Genomic DNA, 18,951 nt, shown 5'->3' with positions numbered 1-18,951 from the left:
CCCCCCGCTCCGGAGAAGGGTCGGCGGGCGCAGCGCGCGGTCAGTTGTGGACGCCAACGATCTCCCTGTCCCGTGCATCGGCTCCGGCGGCGGCACCGGCCTCTGCCTCAATGGTGGACTGCGCCGATGTTTCCCGCATGAAGAAGTAGGTGATCAGTGAGATCGCCACGCAACCGGCGACGTACCAGAAGAACAGCGACTCGTGGCCGGCCTTCTTCAGTCCGAGCGCGATCAACTCGGCGGTGCCGCCGAAGATCGCCACGGTCAACGCGTACGGGAGCCCGACGCCGAGGGCCCGGATCTTCGTCGGGAACAGTTCGGCCTTCACGATCGAGTTGATGGAGGTGTAGCCGGTGACCAGTACCAGCGCGAGCATCATCAGACCGAAAGCGGCGAACGGGTTGGTGGTCTGTGCCAGCACCGTCATGATCGGCACCGTCAGCACCGTGCCGCCGGCGCCGAAGAAGATCAGCAACTTGCGCCTGCCGATGCGATCCGACAGCGCACCGGCCAGCGGCTGCAGCACCACGAAGGCGAGCAGCGCGACGAAGTTGATCCACGCGACCGTCGTCTTCGAGATGCCGGAGGTGTTGATCATGAACTTCTGCATGTAGGTGGTGTACGTGTAGAACGCGACGGTGCCGCCGATCGTCAGACCGACCACCAGCAGGCACTCACGCGGGTACTGCAGCAGGACCCGCAGCGAGCCGCGGGACTCCGCGGGCGTCTGCGCGTTTCGCGCGGTCTCCGCCCGGAACGACTCCGATTCGTCCATGCCACGACGAAGCAGCATCACCACCACCGCACCGGTGGCGCCGATCAGGAACGGGATCCGCCAGCCCCAGCTGTACATCTGCTCGGAGGTCAGCACCTGCTGCAGCACGATCTGCACGCCGAGGGCGGTCAGCTGGCCTGCCACGAGCGTCACGTACTGGAAGCTCGAATAGAACCCGCGCTTGCCGGGCGAGGCCACCTCCGACAGGTAAGTCGCGCTGGTGGCGTACTCACCACCCACGGAGAGGCCCTGCAGCAGGCGCGCGAGGAGCAGCAGCACGGGAGCCGCGATACCGATCGTGGCGAAGCCCGGAGTCAGCGCGATCATCAGCGACCCCGCCGCCATCACCGTGACCGACAGGGTGAGCGCGGACCGCCTGCCGAACTTGTCCGCGTAGCGACCGAGCGCCCAGCCGCCGAGCGGGCGCATCAGGAATCCGACGGCGAACACGGCCGCGGTGGACAGCAGCTGGGCGGTCGGCTCCCCCTCCGGGAAGAACGCCTTCGCGAAGTACACGCTGAACGCTGCGTAGACGTACCAGTCGTACCACTCGACCAGGTTGCCGATCGACCCACGCAGCACGTTGGCGACGACTCTCCGCTCACCGACGTTCTTTGTCGTGCTCATCAGATCTCCTTCCGGACGCCCCATTGCGCCGCTCGGAGATACTGTGGTCGCTGTCACACAGGGCGGGAAGGCCTGCGCGGCTTTCCTAACACTCCCTTAGGCAAGTCGCGCCCGAGCCCGGATCCGTTGCCCCGAAACCAGAACGGGCACCCACGGTCGGGAGTCGACCGCGGATGCCCGCTGGGATGGTGTGTGCCTACTCGGGACGGAGCGTCAAGATCCGCGGGCCGTCCTCGGTGACCGCGACGGTGTGCTCCCAGTGCGCGGCCCTTGATCCGTCGGTGGTCACGACGGTCCAGTCGTCCTCGAGCACCTCGGTCTCGTGGGTCCCCAGGGTCAGCATCGGCTCGATGGCCAATACGGAGCCGATGACGAGCTCGGGTCCCTTGCCGGGCGCCCCCTCGTTCGGCAGGAACGGATCCATGTGCATCTCGCGGCCGATGGCGTGACCGCCGTACCCGTCGACGATGCCGTACTTGCGTCCGTGGGCCTTCGCGGCGGCCAGGGTGCCCAGCTCGATCGCATGCGAGACGTCGGTGAGGCGGTTGCCTGCGATCATGGCCGCGATTCCGGCCTCCATCGACAGCCTCGTCGCCTCGCTGAGCAGCTCGTCCGCCTCGATGATCGTGCCGACACCGAAGGTCCAGGCGGAGTCGCCGTGCCAGCCGTCGAGGATCGCGCCGCAGTCGATGGACACCAGGTCGCCCTCGACCAGAACGTCCTCGGCCGACGGGATCCCGTGCACCACACGGTCGTTCACCGACGAGCAGATCGAACCGGTGAACCCGTGGTACCCGAGGAACGACGGGACGGCACCGGCGTCACGGATGGTCTGCTCGGCCAGCTGATCGAGCTCGAGGGTGCTCACGCCGGGTTTCGCCGCGTTGCGCACCGCGACGAGTGTCGCTCCGACGACGGCGCCTGCCGCCGCCATCGCGTCCAGCTCGCCCGCGGTGCGGAAGGGAACTACCTTCTTACGACGAAACCCCACGACTGCCTCTTACTTACCGAGCGCGGCGAGTGCGCGCGCGTTGACCTCGTCGACCTCGCCGACTGCGTCGACGGTGACGATCTGACCCGCGTAGTGGTCCAGCAGCGGCGCGGTCTCCTCGCGGTAGACACGCATCCGGTTCCGGATCACGTCTTCGGTGTCGTCCGCGCGACCACGGGCGAGCATCCGCTCCACCACGACATCGTCGTCGACCTCGAATGCGAGCACGCCGTCGAGCTTGGCGTTCAGCTCGCCGAGGATGCCCTCGAGCGCCTGCGCCTGATCGACCGTGCGGGGGAAACCGTCGAGCAGGAAACCGTTCACGGCGTCCGGCTCGGAGACCCGGGCGCGAACCATGTTGTTCGTGATCTCGCTGGGCACCAGGTCGCCCGCGTCGAGGTACTTCTTCGCCTCGAGCCCGAGCGCCGTCTGCTGCCCGATGTTGGCGCGGAACAGGTCGCCCGTGGAGATGTGCGGAACGCCGAGCTTTTCCGACAGGATGGCGGCCTGAGTGCCCTTACCGGCACCGGGAGGACCAAGGAGGACAAGTCTCACTTGAGGAACCCTTCGTAGTTGCGCTGCATGAGTTGGCTCTCGATCTGCTTGACGGTGTCGAGGCCGACGCTGACGAGAATCAGCACCGCCGCACCACCGAAGATGCTGGCCCCGGCATTCCCCGAGAGGAAGAAGTTGGGCAGCGTCGCGATGAGACCGAGATAGATGGCGCCCGGCAGCGTGATGCGGCTGAGCACGTAGTTGAGGTAATCCGCCGTCGGGCGGCCCGGCCGGATGCCCGGGATGAAGCCACCGAACTTCTTCATCTCGTCCGCGCGTTCTTCAGGATTGAAGGTGATCGCGACATAGAAGTAGGTGAAGAAGACGATCAGCAGGAAGTAGATGAGGATGTAGACCGGGTTGCTCGGGTTCACCAGGTACTTCTGGATGATCTCCTGCCACCAACTCGGATCGGTGGACGTGCTGGCACCGGTCAGCTGAGCGATCAGGTTCGGCAGGTACAGCAGTGACGACGCGAAGATCACCGGGATGACGCCGGCCTGGTTGACCTTCAGCGGCAGGTACGTCGACGAGCCGCCGTACATCTTCCGGCCGACCATTCGCTTGGCGTACTGCACCGGGATGCGCCGCTGGCCCTGCTCGACGAAGACGACGCCTGCGATGAGGGCGAGGGCCGCGACACAGACCATCGCGAAGACCAGACCGCCTCGGCTGTCGAGGACGGCCGTGCCCTGAGACGGCATGCGCGAGGCGATGCCCGAGAAGATCAGCAGAGACATGCCGTTGCCGACGCCGCGCTCGGTGATCAGCTCGCCGAACCACATCACCAGGGCCGAACCGGCCGTCATCACCAGGACGATGGTCACCAGGCCGAAGATGGACTGGTCGGCGATGATGTCTTCCTGGCAACCCTGCAGCAGCTGGCCGCGCGCTGCGAGCGCAACGATGCCGGTGGCCTGGAGGATGGCCAGCGCGATCGACAGGTACCGCGTGTACTGGGTCATCTTCGCCTGGCCCGACTGGCCCTCCTTGCGGAGTTCCTCGAACCTGGGGATGACCACCGTCAGCAGCTGCACGATGATGCTCGCCGTGATGTACGGCATGATGCCGATCGCGAACACCGTCAGCTGCAGCAACGCGCCACCGGAGAACAGGTTGATCAGCGAGTAGATGCCCGCCGAGTCACCACCGGAGATCTGATCGATACAGGTCTTGACGTTCGCGTAGTCGACACCGGGCGACGGCAGCGTCGCACCGAACCGGTACAACGCGATGATGCCGAGGGTGAAGAGGATCTTCCGCCTCAGGTCGGGAGTCCTGAGGGCCGAGACGAAGGCGGAAAGCAAAGATCCTCCTGGCACTGGCAGAACGCGAGCGGGATCGCTCACGAGGCGAAATGAACTTTAGAACACTAGCAGTGACACCCGTTCACTCAGCCCCGATAGACCATGTGAGTCAGGTTAGACGAATGGCCGCAGCACGTCCCTTCGGGATGCGCTGCGGCCATCGGTCTCGAACTACTGGTGGATCACAGCTCGGTGGTCGTCCCACCGGCAGCGGCGATCTTCTCCTTGGCGGCACCGGTGAACTTGTTCGCGGTGACCTGAACGGACACCGTGAGCTCTCCGTCGCCGAGGACCTTCACGAGCTGGTTCTTGCGAACCGCGCCTGCCTCGACGAGCTCGGCAACGCCGATGGTCCCACCATTGGGGAACAGCCGGGCGATATCGCCCACGTTGACGACCTGGTACTCGGTCCGGAACGGGTTCTTGAATCCCTTGAGCTTGGGCAGACGCATGTGCAGCGGCATCTGTCCACCCTCGAAGGCTGCGGGCACGTTCTTGCGGGCCTTGGTGCCCTTCGTGCCGCGACCTGCGGTCTTACCTCGCTTGCCGCCCTCGCCTCGACCGACGCGGATCTTGTCGGACTTGGCACCGGGGGCGGGGCGCAGGTGGTGCAACTTGATGGTCATGGTTAGACCTCCTCAACTGTGACGAGGTGGCGGACCACGTTGACCAGGCCACGGTTCTGCGCGTTGTCCTCGCGGACGACGGTCTGACGGATGCCCTTCAGACCGAGGGTGCGCAGGCTGTCGCGCTGGTTCTTCTTGGTACCGATCGAGCTCTTTACCTGGGTGACCTTAAGTTCAGCCATCTCAGACTCCCTGTCCCGCACGTGCACGCAGCATGCCGGCCGGGGCCACGTCCTCGATGGGCAGTCCGCGGCGAGCGGCCACCTCCTCGGGACGCTGGAGGCCCTTGAGGGCGGCGACGGTCGCGTGAACGACGTTGATTGCGTTGTCGCTACCGAGCGACTTCGACAGGATGTCGTGGATACCCGCGCACTCGAGCACGGCACGCACCGCGCCACCGGCGATGACACCGGTACCGGCGCTGGCCGGACGGAGCATGACCACACCGGCAGCCGCCTCACCCTGGATGGGGTGAGTGATGGTGCCACCGATCATCGGAACGCGGAAGAAGCTCTTGCGAGCCTCCTCGACACCCTTCTGGATGGCCGCGGGAACTTCCTTGGCCTTGCCGTAGCCGACGCCAACGAGCCCGTTGCCGTCGCCCACGATCACGAGGGCGGTGAAGCTGAAGCGACGACCACCCTTGACGACCTTCGACACGCGGTTGATGGTGACAACGCGCTCGATGTGGTCCGACTTCGGGGCCGCCTGGCCGCCACGACGATCGTCACGACCGCCGCCACGACGATCGCCGCCGCCGCGGTTGTCCCCGGTGTTGGGGCCATTCTGTCCGGCGGGTCCGCTGCCGCCGTCACGCCTCTGACGTCCCGGCATCAGACTGTCCTTCCATTCGTGAACTTCATCATCAGAACTTCAACCCGCCTTCGCGAGCAGCGTCCGCCAGGGCCGCGATGCGACCGTGGTAGCCGTGGCCACCGTGGTCGAAGACCACGGCCTCGACGCCGGCTGCCTTCGCGCGCTCGGCGATCAGCTGACCGACCTTCGCGCTCAGGGCCTTCTTGTCGCCCTCGGCCGCACGCAGGTCCGGCTCGATGGTCGACGCGGCGGCCAGGGTGCGGCCGGCCAGGTCGTCCACGAGCTGGACGTGGATGTGGCGCGAGGACCGGTTCACGACCAGGCGCGGACGCTCGGGCGTGCCCGAGACCTTCTTGCGCAGACGGAAGTGACGACGCGTCTTCGAGAGACGACGCGTGGTGGACGCATCCTTGCCCAGCGGAATCCGCTTGGCTTTCTGGTTTGCAGTCTGGCTCATATCACTTACCCGTCTTTCCGACCTTGCGGCGGATCTGCTCACCCTCGTAACGCACGCCCTTACCCTTGTACGGGTCCGGACGGCGAAGACGACGGATGTTGGCCGAGATCTGGCCGACCTTCTGCTTGTCGATACCCGAGACCGAGAACCGGGTGGGCGTCTCGACGACGAAGGTGATGCCCTCGGGGGCCTCGATCGGCACCGGGTGGCTGTAACCCAGCGCGAACTCGAGGTCCTTGCCCTTGAGCGCGACGCGGTAACCCACGCCGTGGATCTCCATCTTCGTGGTGTAGCCCTCGGTGACACCGGTGATCAGGTTGGCGACCAGGGTGCGCGAGAGGCCGTGCAGCGCGCGGCTGCGACGCTCGTCGTCCGGACGGGTGACCAGAAGGGCACCGTCCTCGCTCTTGGCAACGCTGATCGGCTCGGCGATCGTCAGCGCCAGGGTGCCCTTGGGGCCCTTGACCGAGACGTTCTGGCCTTCGATGGTGACGTCAACGCCCGCGGGGACGGTGACCGGAATCTTTCCAATACGCGACATTGTGGTGGCCTCCCTTACCAGACGTAGGCGAGGACTTCGCCGCCGACGCCCTGCTTGGCCGCCTGACGATCCGTGAGCAGGCCGGAGGACGTGGAGATGATCGCCACGCCGAGGCCGCCCAGGACCTTGGGCAGGTTGGTGGACTTCGCGTAAACCCGGAGGCCGGGCTTGGAAACGCGCCGGACACCCGCGAGGCTGCGCTCACGGCTGGGTCCGTACTTCAGGTCGACGATGAGGGTCTTGCCCACCTCGGCGTCCTCGGTACGGAAATCGGAGATGTAGCCCTCGCGCTTGAGGATCTCGGCGATGTTCGCCTTGATCTTCGAGTGGGGAAGCTTCACCTCGTCGTGGTACGCCGAGTTGGCGTTGCGCAGACGCGTCAAGAAGTCTGCGATTGGATCGGTCATGGTCATGGGGTTGACCTGTTCACCTTTCTCGCAGCGGTTCCCATGCAACACCGGGGTCGGCACTCGTGGAGCGCCTGCCGGCCGTGGGCCTACAGCGAAGGGGTTTTCCTTTGGACTGGCTCACGGATGCAAGCCAGAAGTGTTGTGGTTACCAGGAGCTCTTGTGAACGCCCGGCAGCTCGCCCGCGTGCGCCATCTCGCGAACGCAGATTCGGCACAGGCCGAACTTGCGGAACACCGAGTGGGGACGGCCGCACCGCTGGCAGCGGGTGTAGGCGCGCACCGCGAACTTGGGCTTCTTGTTGGCCTTGTTGACCAGTGCCTTCTTCGCCATGGCTCAGTTCTCCTTGAACGGGAAGCCGAGGTGCTTGAGCAGGGCACGGCCTTCTTCGTTGTTGGTCGCGGTCGTCACGACGGTGATGTCCATACCGCGCGGGCGATCGATCTTGTCCACATCGATCTCGTGGAACATCGACTGCTCGTTGAGACCGAAGGTGTAGTTGCCGTTGCCGTCGAACTGCTTGCCGGACAGGCCGCGGAAGTCCCTGATACGGGGCAGCGCGATGCTGACCAGGCGATCGAGGAACTCCCACATGCGGTCGCCACGGAGGGTGACGCGCGCGCCGATGGGCATGCCCTCACGCAGCTTGAACTGCGCGATGGACTTGCGAGCCTTGCGGATCTCGGGCTTCTGGCCGGTGATCAGTTCGAGGTCGTTGACCGCGCCGTTGATCAGCTTCGCGTCGCGGGCGGCGTCACCGACACCCATGTTGACGACGACCTTGACCACGCCGGGGATCTGCATGACGTTCGCGTACTCGAACTCCGCGTTCAGCGCGTCCTTGATCTCGGCGCGGTAGCGGGTCTTCAGACGGGGAACGATCTTGTTCTCAGTGCTAGTCATCTCAGATGTCCTTCCCGTTCTTACGGGAGATCCGAACCCGCTTGCCGTTCTCATCGGTGCGGTAGCCCACGCGAGTGGCGTTACCGTCCGAGTCCACGACCTGCACGTTCGACACGTGGATCGGGGCTTCCTGCGTCACGATGCCGCCGGAGGAGGCGCCACGCTCGTTCGCGGAGACCGCGGTGTGCTTCTTGATCCGGTTCACGCCCTCGACGAGGACCTTCTCGGTCGCCGGGAAGGCCTGGATGACCTTGCCCTTGGCGCCCTTGTCCTTGCCGGCGATGACCAGAACGGTGTCACCCTTGTGCACCTTCATCACAGCACCTCCGGGGCGAGCGAAACGATCTTCATGAACTTCTTGTCGCGCAGCTCACGACCCACGGGTCCGAAGATGCGGGTGCCACGGGGATCGTGATCAGGCTTGATGAGAACGGCAGCGTTCTCATCGAACTTGATGTACGAGCCGTCCGGACGGCGGCGCTCCTTGGTGGTACGGACGATGACGGCCTTGACGACCTCGCCCTTCTTGATGTTTCCACCCGGGATGGCGTCCTTGACGGTGGCGACGATGATGTCGCCGATCCCGGCGTAGCGACGAGACGAACCGCCGAGAACGCGGATGCAGAGAATCTCCTTGGCACCCGTGTTGTCGGCGACGCGCAGTCGCGACTCCTGCTGAATCACTGATCTCTCCTAAGACCTGGATTTTCGTACGCACCGGATTACCGACCCGATGCGCGCGGTCTGTTACCCGGCCGTACCCACATGCGGGCATGCGGAGGCATAGGCAACCGCTCTAGTGTAGGGAACACGCCGAGGGAATCCAAATCGCGCGCTATCGGCGTCGATTGTGGTTGTGCACTCCCCCGCTGGTGGCACACACAAAACGGCCCGCCCCCAACCGGGGACGGGCCGTTTCGGTGTAGTGCTCTTCTTACTTGGCCTTCTCGAGCACCTCGACCAGACGCCAGCGCTTGGTCGCCGACAGCGGTCGGGTCTCCATGAGCTGGACGCGGTCGCCGATGCCGGCGATGCCGTTCTCGTCGTGCGCCTTCACCTTGGTGGTACGGCGGATGATCTTGCCGTACAGCGGGTGCTTCACACGATCCTCGAGCTCGACAACGATCGTCTTCTCCATCTTGTCGGAGACGACGTAGCCGATGCGGACCTTGCGGGTCCCACGCTCTTCAGTCACTGCGGTGTCCTTCTCGTTCTCACTCATGCCGCGTCTCCCGCACTCGGGGCGGCTGCGAGGCCGAGCTCACGCTCGCGCATGACGGTGTAGACGCGCGCGATCTCGTGGCGGACAACGCGCAGACGACGGTTGTTGTCCAACTGACCGGTCGCCATCTGGAAGCGAAGGTTGAACAGCTCTTCCTTCGACTCGCGGAGCCGGGTGACCAACTCTTCTTCGCTGAGCTCACGGAGCTCTGCGGCTGGGGTTCCAGTAGCCATCAGAACTGCTCCTCCCTCGTGACGATCCTGCACTTGCACGGGAGCTTGTGCATCGCGCGACGCAGGGCCTCGCGAGCAATCTCCTCGTTGGGGTAAGTCATCTCGAACATGACCCGACCGGGCTTGATGTTCGCGACCCACCACTCGGGCGAACCCTTACCGGAACCCATTCGGGTCTCGGCCGGCTTCTTCGTGAGCGGGCGATCCGGGAAGATGTTGATCCAGATCTTGCCGCCACGCTTGATGTGGCGCGTCATGGCGATACGAGCGGACTCGATCTGACGGTTGGTGATGTAGGCGGGCTCGAGAGCCTGGATGCCGTAGTCACCGAAGGTCACCTGAGTTCCGCCCTTGGCGGCACCCGAACGGCTCGGGTGGTGCTGCTTGCGGTGCTTGACCCGACGGGGGATCAACATGCGTCAGCCCTCCTGATTCGTCTCGGTCGAAGCCGGAGCTTCTGCGGTGGCGGTCGCGGCGCGGCCGGCCTCGGTGCTGGTCGCCGTGGTGCCCGAGGCACCGGAGCGACGCGGACGGCTCGGACGCTCGCGACGGGGGCGATCGCCGGCCGGGGCTGCAGCGCTGGCGAGGGCTTCACGCTTGCCGCCGACGATGTCGCCCTTGTAGATCCAGACCTTCACGCCGATGCGGCCGAAGGTGGTCTTGGCCTCGTAGAGCCCGTAGTCGATGTCCGCACGCAGCGTGTGCAGCGGAACCCGACCCTCGCGGTAGAACTCCGAGCGGGACATCTCGGCGCCGCCGAGACGGCCCGAGCACTGCACCCGGATGCCCTTGACGTTCGGCTGACGCATGGCCGACTGGATGGCCTTGCGCATGGCGCGACGGAAGGCAACACGGTTCGACAGCTGCTCCGCAACACCCTGGGCCACGAGCTGGGCCTCGGCCTCAGCGTTCTTGACCTCGAGGATGTTGAGCTGCACCTGCTTGCCGGTCAGCTTCTCCAGCTCGGCGCGGATGCGATCGGCCTCGGCGCCGCGGCGGCCGATGACGATGCCCGGACGCGCGGTGTGGATGTCGACGCGAACCCGGTCACGGGTGCGCTCGATCTCCACCTTCGCGATGCCGGCCCGCTCCATGCCGGTGGCGAGGAGCTTGCGGATGGCGACGTCTTCCTTGACGTACTCCGCGTACTGCTTGTCTGCGTACCAGCGAGACTTCCAGTCGGTGGTGATGCCGAGGCGGAAGCCGTGCGGGTTGATTTTCTGGCCCACTACTGAGCACTTCCCTTCCGGCGATTGCGGGTCGAGGTGCCGGCCTTGGGCAGGCTCTCCACGATCACGGTGATGTGGCTAGTGCGCTTGCGGATCCGGAACGCACGGCCCTGTGCACGCGGCTGGAACCGCTTGAGGGTCGCACCCTCGTCCACGAACGCCGTGGCGACGACAAGCGTGCTCGGGTCCAGGTCGAGGTTGTTCTCGGCGTTGGCCGCTGCGGAGGCGATCACCTTGGCGACCGGCTCGCTCGCTGCCTGCGGCGCGAACTTCAGGATCGACAGCGCGTCCTCGACGGAACGCCCGCGAACCAGATCCACAACGCGACGCGCCTTCATCGGCGTCACACGCACGTGGCGCGCGACGGCCTTGGCGGTCGGGTTGGCGGTTTCGGTGTTACTCATCGCCTCTTCGCCTTCCGATCATCCTTGATGTGACCCTTGAACGTGCGGGTCGGTGCAAACTCTCCGAGCTTGTGTCCGACCATCGAGTCGGAGACGAACACGGGGACGTGCTTACGGCCGTCGTGGACCGCAAACGTGTGTCCGATGAAGTCCGGGATGATCGTGGAACGACGGGACCAGGTCTTGATGACCTGCTTGGTTCCCTTCTCGTTCTGCACATCCACCTTCGCGAGGAGGTGGTCATCGACGAACGGGCCCTTCTTCAGGCTGCGTGGCATTCTGAACTCCCTCCTAGCGCTTGTTCTTGCCGGTACGGCGGCGGCGGACGATGAGCTTGTCGCTCGGCTTGTTGGGCTTGCGGGTACGGCCCTCAGGCTGTCCCCACGGGCTGACCGGGTGGCGACCACCGGAGGTCTTGCCCTCGCCACCACCATGCGGGTGGTCGACCGGGTTCATCACGACACCACGGACGGTCGGGCGCTTGCCCTTCCAGCGCATACGGCCGGCCTTGCCCCAGTTGATGTTCGACTGCTCGGCGTTGCCGACCTCGCCGACGGATGCGCGGCAGCGCACGTCGACGCGACGGATCTCACCGGACGGCATACGCAGGGTCGCGTAGGGGCCTTCCTTGCCCAGCAGCTGGATGCTGGCGCCTGCGGAGCGGGCCATCTTGGCGCCGCCGCCCGGACGCAGCTCCACCGCGTGGATGGTGGTACCGGTCGGGATGTTGCGCAGCGGCAGGTTGTTGCCCGGCTTGATGTCGGCTCCGACACCGGACTCGACCTTCGCGCCCTGCTTGAGGTCCTTCGGCGCGATGATGTAGCGCTTCTCGCCGTCGGCGTAGTGCAGCAGGGCGATGTTCGCCGTGCGGTTGGGGTCGTACTCGATGTGAGCGACCTTGGCCGGCACGCCGTCCTTGTCGTTGCGACGGAAATCGATCAGCCGGTAGGCGCGCTTGTGACCGCCACCCTTGTGACGGGTGGTGATACGACCGTGGGCGTTACGTCCACCGCGACCGTGCAGCGGGCGGATAAGCGACTTCTCGGGAGTCGACCGAGTGATCTCGGCGAAGTCCGAGACGCTCGAGCCACGACGGCCCGGGGTAGTCGGCTTGTACTTACGGATTGCCATGAGTCTTCTCGTCCTCTATGTCTCGTCAAGTCCCGCCCGCTTACGCGACCGGTCCTCCGAAGATCTCGATGGGCTTGCTGTCGGCGGAGAGGGTGACGAGCGCGCGCTTGGTGTCCTTGCGCTTGCCGTAACCGAACTTCGTCCGCTTGCGCTTGCCCTGACGGTTGGCGGTGTTGACACTCGTCACAGTGACGCCGAAGACCTTCTCGACGGCAATCTTGATCTGCGTCTTGTTCGAGTCCGGGTGCACCAGGAAGGTGTAGGTGCCTTCCTCGATCAGTCCGTAGGACTTCTCGGAGATGACCGGGGCCAGCAAGATGTCGCGGGGATCAGCGATGGTGCTCACTTGCTCTCCTCCTTGCTGTCTGCCTGGGCGGACTCGGCCGGCCCGTGGATGAACGCGTTGAGCGCCTCGACGCTGAACACAATGTCATCGCTGTTGAGCACGTCGTACGTGTTGAGCTGGTCGGGTGCGATGGGATGCACGCCTTCCAGGTTCTGCACGCTCTTCCATGCCGCGATGTCTGCACGCCCGACGACGAGCAGGAGCTTCTTGCGATCCGAGATCTCGCCGAGGAACGACTTCGCGCCCTTGGTGGACGGGGTCTGACCCGACACCAGTTCGGTGATCACGTGGATGCGCTCGTTGCGCGCCCGATCGGAGAGGGCACCGCGCAGGGCGGCTGCCTTCATCTTCTTGGGGGTCCGCTGGCTGTAGTCACGCGGCTGCGGGCCGTGGACGACGCCACCACCGGCGAACTGCGGGGCGCGGGTCGAGCCCTGACGGGCGCGGCCGGTGCCCTTCTGACGCCACGGCTTCTTGCCACCGCCGCGAACCTCGCCGCGGGTCTTGGTGGAGTGCGTGCCCTGACGTGCAGCGGCGAGCTGCGCGACGACGACCTGGTGCATCAGCGCGATGTTGGCCGTGACGTCGAAGATCTCAGCGGGGAGATCGACGGTGCCGTTGGTCTTGCCGCCGGCGGCCTTGACGTCGAGGGTCAGCTTGGTTGCGGTCTCGGTCATGCGGACGCACCACCCTTCACTGCGGTCTTGACGATCACGAGACCACCCTTGCGGCCCGGGATCGCACCCTTGATGAGAAGCAGACCGTTCTCGGCGTCCACCTTGTGGACCGAGAGGTTCTGCGTCGTGATGCGGTCGCTACCCATGCGGCCCGACATGCGCATGCCCTTGAACACGCGGCCGGGGGTGGCGCAGCCACCGATCGAACCCGGGCGACGGTGCACGGCCTGCGCGCCGTGGGAGGCGCCCTGGCCGGCGAAGCCGTGCCGCTTCATGGTTCCGGCGAAGCCCTTGCCCTTGCTGGTTCCGGTGACGTCGACGTAGGCGCCGTCCTCGAAGACCTCGGCGGTGAGCTCCTGGCCGACCTCGTACTCGGAGGCATCCGCAACGCGGAGCTCCACGACGTGGCGACGGGGGGTCACACCGGCCTTGGCGAACTGGCCGGACTCCGGCTTGTTGACCTTGCGCGGGTCGATCGCACCGAACGCGAGCTGCACGGCGCTGTAGCCGTCGCGCTCCTCGGTACGAATCTGGGTGACCACGTTCGGTCCGGCCTTCACGACGGTGACCGGGACGACCCGGTTGTTCTCGTCGAAGACCTGGGTCATGCCGAGCTTGGTGCCCAGGATTCCCTTGATCTTGTTCTCAGTCATTGTTTTTGTCTCCGCCGCGCTCACTGGATGTTGACATCAACGCTGGCCGGCAGATCGATGCGCATGAGCGCGTCGACTGTCTTGGGCGTCGGGTCGAGGATGTCAATCAGCCGCTTGTGGGTACGCATCTCGAAGTGCTCGCGCGAGTCCTTGTACTTGTGCGGCGAGCGGATGACGCAGTACACGTTCTTTTCAGTCGGCAACGGCACCGGTCCAACGACACGGGCCCCGGTACGGGTCACCGTCTCGACGATCTTGCGCGCTGACGCATCGATCGCCTCATGGTCGTAGGCCTTGAGCCTGATGCGGATCTTCTGTCCCGCCACGCTTGTGTCCTCTTCCTTGCCCGTTATGAATTAGGCCCTTGTAGACCCTGGGGGGCTACCTCGTTCGTGTAGACCCGTCATGGGCTACCTCGTTTGCACAGTTCCTGCCTTGCCCATGACTGTCCGAACGTTGGCGACCGGGCAAGTACCCGATCCGCTGCCGCTGTTCATCTGTCATGGTTCTCCGGTACACGCGGTCGGGCGTGTCGCCCTACCTCTCACACTCAAGGCACAATTGTCCCCTGAACATGAATACCGGATGCGCTCGCAAGTGAGCGCAGGTACTGCTTCCGTCCTGCATTGGCCTCGGCCCCGCACTGACTGCCGGAGCTTCGGTCATCTCTCGCCCGCCGCCAGACGCAGTGGAACACGACCGGGGTCTAGGCAACCCGAACAGTATGCCGCAGACCGGCCAGGAGTTCAAATCCGATCCGGGGCGACCGGACGCCAAGTAACTTACTCCAAAGTAAGATAGTGCTCATGACGACTCAGACACCCACCTACCGCGGCTGGCTCAAGCTCCCCCGAAACCGCATCGGCGGGGCGCTGTTCTCGCTGGGCATGTGCCTGCGGGTGCCCTACTTCGCGACAGTGCTCCCCCACGTCACCCGCCTCGAGCCGGGATGCTGCGAGGCGCGGGCACCCAAGTGGTGGGGCGTGCACAACCACATCGGCACCTTCCACGCCATCGCCGCGTGCAACCTCGCCGAGGCAGCGATGGGCATGCTCGCGGAGGCAACGGTGCCCACCTCCCACCGATGGATCCCGAAGTCGATGAACACCCGATACCTCGCCAAGGCCGACACCGGGCTGCGCGCCGTGGCGACGGTGCCGGACCTCCCGGACTTCACCGAGATCACCTCCGGCACGGACCTCGTGGTGTCCGTCGCGCTCTACGACAAGGCAGGCACCGAAGTCGTGCACGCGGACATCACCATCTGGGTGAGCCCGAAGTAGCCGCAGGCGGCTGCGCCGCTCAGGCCGCGAGAGAGCCCCGCGAGCGCAGCCGCCTACGCATGTCCCATAGATAGACGGACCTGGGCGCGTGCCGGATCGCCCTGGGGATGCGGGGGTAGACCCAGGAAGCGAGCGTCATCACCCGATCGAACCTGCGCTGGTCCCGCTCGTTCCATGGCAACTCGAACTGCTGGCGCAATCGCTCGGGCAGCAGCCCCGTCGTGAGCCACCGATACGCGGGCAGATTCGCGCGAATGAGAAACGGCGCCAGGACCGGGTGGAAGAGGTCCCTCGAGACGGCCCGGACCTTCGCGTCCACCTCGGCACCGTCGATCTGCTGCTTCCAGTACGCGGCGAATTCGGCACGATCGCGCGGCCAGAGTCCGTCCGGCACCTGCAGCGCGGTGCCCAGGATCGCGTACTCGCGGTACAGGGCGTCGGCATTGGCGTCGTCGAGCGTGCCGAAGACGCGTTCGTACAGGGTGACGGCGCTCTCGTAGAGGGTGGCGGCCACCCACAGCTGAAGCTGCGGATCAAAGGCGTTGTAGTCATCCGAGCGCACCTTGGCGTGCGCCTTGTTGACCATCCTGATGACGGCCACGCGTTCCTCGTCGGTGCCGTAGACGACTGCATATATATAGGTCATCGTCGTCCGCAGCCTGTCGACTGCCCGATAGGCGAAATCACTGTGGTCCGCGACCCCGTGACCGACGCCACGATTCGCCACCTGGAGCAGGATCGCCCGCCCGCCCGCCGCGAGCATGATCCCCTCGCCCGCCAGATCCTGGATTGTCACTGCCGCCCGCCGAGTCATGATCGTCATGCAACCACACCGCCGCCCTGTTCACCAGACCTTCCAAAATGTAGATAAAAAGCGGTGGTCAACAGCAGTATACGAAATCGGAGAAGCGTCATTTCGACTCAATTTGCTGTTAACTTAGCGGCAGAACGCCCAGGTGAGCGACCGGCTGTATACCGGGGTGGACGAACTCGCCGCGACATCGAGTCAACGAGACGGGAAACCGGACCCCGACATGTGACGAATCCAGCGCTGTCGACCACCCGCGAAGTGGACGCATGACATACTCGCGTGCATGCCTTCACCCCACTCTGCCGTCCTGGTCGAGGGAATCACGAAGTCGTTCGGCGACGTGCATGCGTTGCGCGGCGTCAGCTTCGAGGTTCCCCGAGGGACCGTGCTCGGCATCCTGGGCCCGAACGGCGCAGGTAAGACCACCACGGTCAATGTGCTCTCGACGCTGCTGCGCCCCGATTCGGGCCGCGCGTTCGTTGCCGGCCATGACGTGGTCGAGCAGGCCGCCTCCGTGCGACGCAGCATCATGACGACCGGTCAGTACGCGGCGCTGGACGAATCACTCACCGCTCGAGAGAACCTCGTGCTCTTCGGGCGGCTCCTGGGCTTGACCAAGCAGTCCGCCAAGGCCCGCGCGGAGGAACTGCTCCGCCAGTTCGATCTGGGGTACGCCGCCGACCGCAAGGTGTCCGGATTCTCGGGCGGCATGCGGCGGCGCGTCGACATCGCCTGCGGGCTGGTCACCCGTCCCGAAGTGGTCTTCCTGGACGAGCCGTCCACCGGTCTCGACCCGCGCAGCCGTCAGGGCGTGTGGTCGCTGGTGTCCGACCTCAAGGCACAGGGCATCACCATCCTGCTGACGACGCAGTACCTCGAGGAGGCCGACGTCCTCAGCGACAACATCGTGGTCATCGACAAGGGCACCGTTATCGCCGAGGGCACCGCCGACCAGCTCAAGGAGCGCACCGGCGGCAGCTACTGCGAGGTCGTGCCCGTGCAGCTCGCGGATCTGCCGCGGGTCTTCAATGTGCTGATGAGCCTGGTCCCGCCCGAGTACATCACCGAGACCGGACACGACCGGCTCTCGATTCCCGCGCAGTACGGCGCGCAGACCCTGGCCGAGGTGCTGCGCCGGCTCGACATCGCGCGGATCCCGCTCGCCGACATCGCGCTGCGCCGACCGTCGCTCGATGACGTGTTCCTGGCACTGACAGGAACGAGGGCCGAGGACGAGGAACCCGAGCAAGCGAGCGTTGCGTCGTGACCGCCGTCGCCGCGAGCCCGGTCGTGATCGCACGCACCGGGCGGCACCGCAAGCCGCAGCTGTCCAGCATGCAGCAGTGGCTGGCGCTGTCCGGGCGCAACGTGCACACCATGTGGTCGCACGGCCAGATCTTCGTCGCGGTCCTGGCTCCCCTGATCTTCACGCTCGGCTTCTATCTGCCGCTGAAGTTCGTCATGAAGGTCCAGGGCATCGACTACGCACAGTTCGTGATGCCGATCATCGTGCTGCAGGCGATGGCGTTCACCGCGATCTCGGCCGCGGGCCGCGCCGCGACCGAAGCATCCAACGGGATGAACGCGCGTTTCCAGACCATGCCGATCTTCTCCGCCGTCCCGCTGGCCTCGCGGGTGACCGCGATGTTCATCCATGCGGTGATATCCCTCATCGCCGCCGTCACCTACGGCCACGTCATCGGGTTCGAATTCGTCGGCGGTACGACACTGGCCGTTGGCTTCTGTGCGTTGGCGCTCGCCGTCGGCATGACGCTCGCGATGGCGGGCGATGCCCTCGGCACCCTGACCAAGAGCCCGGAGATCACCAGCCAGTCGCTGACTCTCCCGCAGCTCATCCTCGGCATGTTCTCGAGCGGGTTCGTCCCGGAATCGCAGTTCCCCGAGTGGTCCCAGGGCTTCGTCAGGAACCAGCCGATCTCGCAGTTCTCCGTCTCGATGCGCTCGATGGCCGAGGGCGGCATCACCCTGCACCAACTGACGCCGTCGCTGCTGTGGATCGGTGGACTGCTGCTCGTCTCGGTCCCGCTGTCGATCTGGGCGAACGTGAGGCGAGGATGACCGACCTGCAGACCCGGGAGGCCGGCCCCCTCACTCACAGCTTCCCGGTCGTGACCGACCCGCCGTCCGAGACCTCCTGGCCCGCCCTCATCGAGCACAGCAAGCTGCAGGCGGGCAGGCTGCTCCGCGGCTGGCTCCGCGACCCCTTCACCATCCTGCAGGCGGTCATCTACCCCGCCGTCACCATGCTGATGTTCTGGGCCGTGCTGGGGATCTCGATCACCAAGGCGACCGGAGTGAACAGCATCTTCGGCACCGCCCCGATGATGACCCTGGTCGGCGCCATGTTCGGATGCATCGCCAGCGGCCTGTCATTGAAGCAGGAGTGGAAGAAGGGGCTGCTCGCACGCTTCTGGATCCTGCCGATGCACCGGGCGGCCGGATTGGTGAGCCGCCTGATCGCCGAGTCGATCCGCATCATGATCACGACGGTGCTGATCGTGCTGGTGGCGATCCCGCTCGGTTTCCGATTCACCCAGGGCCCCCTCGCCGCCGTCGCGATGCTGTTCGTCCCGCTGCTGCTAGGACTGGGGTTCGCGACACTTGTCACCATGCTGTCGGTGATGGCGGCCAAGGCGCCGCTGGTGGAGCTCCTCTCGCTGCTGTGCACCCTGTTGATGTTCTTCAATTCCGGGTTCGTGCCGACCGCGGCCTACCCGGTGTGGCTGCAGACGTTTGTCGAGAACCAGCCCATGTCGTGCGCGATCGACGCGATGAAGGGCCTGACACTTGGCGGCCCGGTCGCGGAGCCGCTGATCAAAACGGTGTTGTGGTCGGTCGGGGCCATCCTGGTGTTCACCTACCCCGCCATCAAGGGCTACCAGAGGGCCGCACACAACCCCGCCTCCTGATCCCGGCCCCAACACCATCTCCGCCG

Annotated in this window: 30 protein-coding genes; 4 read left to right on the top strand and 26 right to left on the bottom strand. The window is 65.5% G+C overall.

From position 1 onward, the window contains the following. Nucleotides 1–40 precede the first annotated feature (40 nt). The 25 genes from C8K38_RS08500 to rpsJ all read right to left on the bottom strand — a co-directional run bounded on the left by C8K38_RS08500 (nt 41) and on the right by rpsJ (nt 14,227). Nucleotides 41–1,402: an MFS transporter gene (locus tag C8K38_RS08500; protein ID WP_097211077.1), complete on the bottom strand. Its 1,362-nt coding sequence runs from the start codon at nt 1,400–1,402 to the stop codon at nt 41–43. 196 nt (nt 1,403–1,598) lie between these two features. Continuing rightward, complete coding sequence (gene map, locus C8K38_RS08495; protein ID WP_097211076.1) at nt 1,599–2,393, bottom strand: type I methionyl aminopeptidase; 795 nt, start codon at nt 2,391–2,393, stop codon at nt 1,599–1,601. 9 nt (nt 2,394–2,402) lie between these two features. Further along, on the bottom strand, nt 2,403–2,948 hold the full coding sequence (locus C8K38_RS08490; protein ID WP_027503168.1) for an adenylate kinase: 546 nt from the start codon (nt 2,946–2,948) through the stop codon (nt 2,403–2,405). Beyond that, the gene (secY, locus tag C8K38_RS08485) at nt 2,945–4,255 is read right to left on the bottom strand and encodes a preprotein translocase subunit SecY (RefSeq protein WP_097211075.1); all 1,311 of its coding nucleotides are present in this window, start codon (nt 4,253–4,255) and stop codon (nt 2,945–2,947) included. Before secY ends, C8K38_RS08490 begins: the two co-directional genes overlap by 4 nt. Nucleotides 4,256–4,437: 182 nt before the next feature. Continuing rightward, on the bottom strand, nt 4,438–4,881 hold the full coding sequence (gene rplO, locus C8K38_RS08480; protein ID WP_077040845.1) for a 50S ribosomal protein L15: 444 nt from the start codon (nt 4,879–4,881) through the stop codon (nt 4,438–4,440). A 2-nt stretch (nt 4,882–4,883) separates the two neighbouring features. Further along, on the bottom strand, nt 4,884–5,063 hold the full coding sequence (gene rpmD / locus C8K38_RS08475) for a 50S ribosomal protein L30 (RefSeq protein ID WP_027503165.1): 180 nt from the start codon (nt 5,061–5,063) through the stop codon (nt 4,884–4,886). Between the two features lies 1 nt (nt 5,064). Further along, a complete protein-coding gene (gene rpsE, locus C8K38_RS08470; protein ID WP_097211074.1) occupies nt 5,065–5,715 on the bottom strand; it encodes a 30S ribosomal protein S5 in 651 nt (216 codons plus the stop codon). Between the two features lie 31 nt (nt 5,716–5,746). Beyond that, nucleotides 5,747–6,154 (bottom strand): 50S ribosomal protein L18, encoded by a 408-nt coding sequence (gene rplR / locus C8K38_RS08465; protein ID WP_077040843.1) that lies wholly within the window; start codon nt 6,152–6,154, stop codon nt 5,747–5,749. A gap of 1 nt (nt 6,155) precedes the next feature. Beyond that, nucleotides 6,156–6,695, bottom strand: a complete 540-nt coding sequence (gene rplF / locus C8K38_RS08460; protein ID WP_097211073.1) for a 50S ribosomal protein L6 — start codon at nt 6,693–6,695, stop codon at nt 6,156–6,158. Between the two features lie 14 nt (nt 6,696–6,709). Beyond that, the gene (gene rpsH / locus C8K38_RS08455; protein ID WP_050063876.1) at nt 6,710–7,108 is read right to left on the bottom strand and encodes a 30S ribosomal protein S8; all 399 of its coding nucleotides are present in this window, start codon (nt 7,106–7,108) and stop codon (nt 6,710–6,712) included. Nucleotides 7,109–7,250: 142 nt separating this feature from the next. Next, nucleotides 7,251–7,436 (bottom strand): type Z 30S ribosomal protein S14, encoded by a 186-nt coding sequence (locus tag C8K38_RS08450; RefSeq protein WP_005239644.1) that lies wholly within the window; start codon nt 7,434–7,436, stop codon nt 7,251–7,253. A 3-nt stretch (nt 7,437–7,439) separates the two neighbouring features. After that, a complete protein-coding gene (rplE, locus tag C8K38_RS08445) occupies nt 7,440–8,006 on the bottom strand; it encodes a 50S ribosomal protein L5 (RefSeq protein WP_077040842.1) in 567 nt (188 codons plus the stop codon). A 1-nt stretch (nt 8,007) separates the two neighbouring features. Then, nucleotides 8,008–8,322: a 50S ribosomal protein L24 gene (gene rplX / locus C8K38_RS08440; protein WP_027503160.1), complete on the bottom strand. Its 315-nt coding sequence runs from the start codon at nt 8,320–8,322 to the stop codon at nt 8,008–8,010. Beyond that, nucleotides 8,322–8,690, bottom strand: coding sequence for a 50S ribosomal protein L14 (gene rplN, locus C8K38_RS08435; protein WP_027503159.1), 369 nt, complete (start codon nt 8,688–8,690; stop codon nt 8,322–8,324). The genes rplX and rplN overlap by 1 nt, the downstream gene beginning before the upstream one ends. A 250-nt stretch (nt 8,691–8,940) precedes the next feature. Beyond that, the gene (gene rpsQ, locus C8K38_RS08430; protein ID WP_077040841.1) at nt 8,941–9,228 is read right to left on the bottom strand and encodes a 30S ribosomal protein S17; all 288 of its coding nucleotides are present in this window, start codon (nt 9,226–9,228) and stop codon (nt 8,941–8,943) included. Then, nucleotides 9,225–9,461, bottom strand: coding sequence for a 50S ribosomal protein L29 (rpmC, locus tag C8K38_RS08425; RefSeq protein WP_077040840.1), 237 nt, complete (start codon nt 9,459–9,461; stop codon nt 9,225–9,227). The genes rpsQ and rpmC overlap by 4 nt, the downstream gene beginning before the upstream one ends. Then, nucleotides 9,461–9,877: a 50S ribosomal protein L16 gene (gene rplP / locus C8K38_RS08420; protein ID WP_027503156.1), complete on the bottom strand. Its 417-nt coding sequence runs from the start codon at nt 9,875–9,877 to the stop codon at nt 9,461–9,463. Before rplP ends, rpmC begins: the two co-directional genes overlap by 1 nt. A 3-nt stretch (nt 9,878–9,880) precedes the next feature. Next, a complete protein-coding gene (gene rpsC / locus C8K38_RS08415; RefSeq protein ID WP_097211072.1) occupies nt 9,881–10,690 on the bottom strand; it encodes a 30S ribosomal protein S3 in 810 nt (269 codons plus the stop codon). After that, complete coding sequence (gene rplV / locus C8K38_RS08410) at nt 10,690–11,094, bottom strand: 50S ribosomal protein L22 (protein ID WP_027503154.1); 405 nt, start codon at nt 11,092–11,094, stop codon at nt 10,690–10,692. The genes rpsC and rplV overlap by 1 nt, the downstream gene beginning before the upstream one ends. Further along, complete coding sequence (gene rpsS, locus C8K38_RS08405; RefSeq protein ID WP_003940820.1) at nt 11,091–11,372, bottom strand: 30S ribosomal protein S19; 282 nt, start codon at nt 11,370–11,372, stop codon at nt 11,091–11,093. The genes rplV and rpsS overlap by 4 nt, the downstream gene beginning before the upstream one ends. 13 nt (nt 11,373–11,385) lie before the next feature. Further along, nucleotides 11,386–12,225 carry a 50S ribosomal protein L2 gene (rplB, locus tag C8K38_RS08400; protein WP_077040838.1) on the bottom strand — a complete coding sequence of 280 codons (840 nt, stop codon included), beginning with the start codon at nt 12,223–12,225 and terminating at the stop codon, nt 11,386–11,388. Nucleotides 12,226–12,265: 40 nt separating this feature from the next. Then, the gene (gene rplW, locus C8K38_RS08395) at nt 12,266–12,571 is read right to left on the bottom strand and encodes a 50S ribosomal protein L23 (RefSeq protein WP_056818486.1); all 306 of its coding nucleotides are present in this window, start codon (nt 12,569–12,571) and stop codon (nt 12,266–12,268) included. Then, nucleotides 12,568–13,248 carry a 50S ribosomal protein L4 gene (rplD, locus tag C8K38_RS08390; protein WP_077040837.1) on the bottom strand — a complete coding sequence of 227 codons (681 nt, stop codon included), beginning with the start codon at nt 13,246–13,248 and terminating at the stop codon, nt 12,568–12,570. The genes rplW and rplD overlap by 4 nt, the downstream gene beginning before the upstream one ends. Further along, nucleotides 13,245–13,901: a 50S ribosomal protein L3 gene (rplC, locus tag C8K38_RS08385; RefSeq protein WP_097211071.1), complete on the bottom strand. Its 657-nt coding sequence runs from the start codon at nt 13,899–13,901 to the stop codon at nt 13,245–13,247. Before rplC ends, rplD begins: the two co-directional genes overlap by 4 nt. A 20-nt stretch (nt 13,902–13,921) precedes the next feature. Continuing rightward, nucleotides 13,922–14,227, bottom strand: coding sequence for a 30S ribosomal protein S10 (gene rpsJ / locus C8K38_RS08380; protein WP_003938093.1), 306 nt, complete (start codon nt 14,225–14,227; stop codon nt 13,922–13,924). Nucleotides 14,228–14,707: 480 nt separating this feature from the next. Here rpsJ and C8K38_RS08375 point away from each other — a divergent pair, with 480 nt between their 5' ends. Continuing rightward, nucleotides 14,708–15,184, top strand: a complete 477-nt coding sequence (locus tag C8K38_RS08375) for a hotdog fold domain-containing protein (RefSeq protein WP_097211110.1) — start codon at nt 14,708–14,710, stop codon at nt 15,182–15,184. 19 nt (nt 15,185–15,203) lie between these two features. Here the strand turns inward: C8K38_RS08375 and C8K38_RS08370 are convergent, their stop codons facing one another. Further along, nucleotides 15,204–16,007: an oxygenase MpaB family protein gene (locus tag C8K38_RS08370; RefSeq protein ID WP_257017295.1), complete on the bottom strand. Its 804-nt coding sequence runs from the start codon at nt 16,005–16,007 to the stop codon at nt 15,204–15,206. Between the two features lie 271 nt (nt 16,008–16,278). On the opposite strand from C8K38_RS08370, the gene C8K38_RS08365 reads away from it, so the two are divergent. The 3 genes from C8K38_RS08365 to C8K38_RS08355 are packed head-to-tail and all read left to right on the top strand — an operon-like array spanning nt 16,279 to nt 18,925. Continuing rightward, complete coding sequence (locus tag C8K38_RS08365; RefSeq protein WP_077040835.1) at nt 16,279–17,262, top strand: ATP-binding cassette domain-containing protein; 984 nt, start codon at nt 16,279–16,281, stop codon at nt 17,260–17,262. Then, nucleotides 17,259–18,074, top strand: a complete 816-nt coding sequence (locus C8K38_RS08360) for an ABC transporter permease (RefSeq protein WP_257017292.1) — start codon at nt 17,259–17,261, stop codon at nt 18,072–18,074. The genes C8K38_RS08365 and C8K38_RS08360 overlap by 4 nt, the downstream gene beginning before the upstream one ends. After that, a complete protein-coding gene (locus C8K38_RS08355; RefSeq protein ID WP_097211070.1) occupies nt 18,071–18,925 on the top strand; it encodes an ABC transporter permease in 855 nt (284 codons plus the stop codon). Before C8K38_RS08360 ends, C8K38_RS08355 begins: the two co-directional genes overlap by 4 nt. The last annotated feature ends 26 nt before the right edge of the window (nt 18,926–18,951 follow it).

Origin of the sequence: Rhodococcus sp. OK611, assembly GCF_003050885.1 — a bacterium.
Classification (GTDB): Bacteria; Actinomycetota; Actinomycetes; order Mycobacteriales; family Mycobacteriaceae; genus Rhodococcus_G; species Rhodococcus_G oryzae.
Note: the sequence above shows the minus strand (reverse complement) of the source record. Positions and strands in the feature narration are given on the sequence as shown.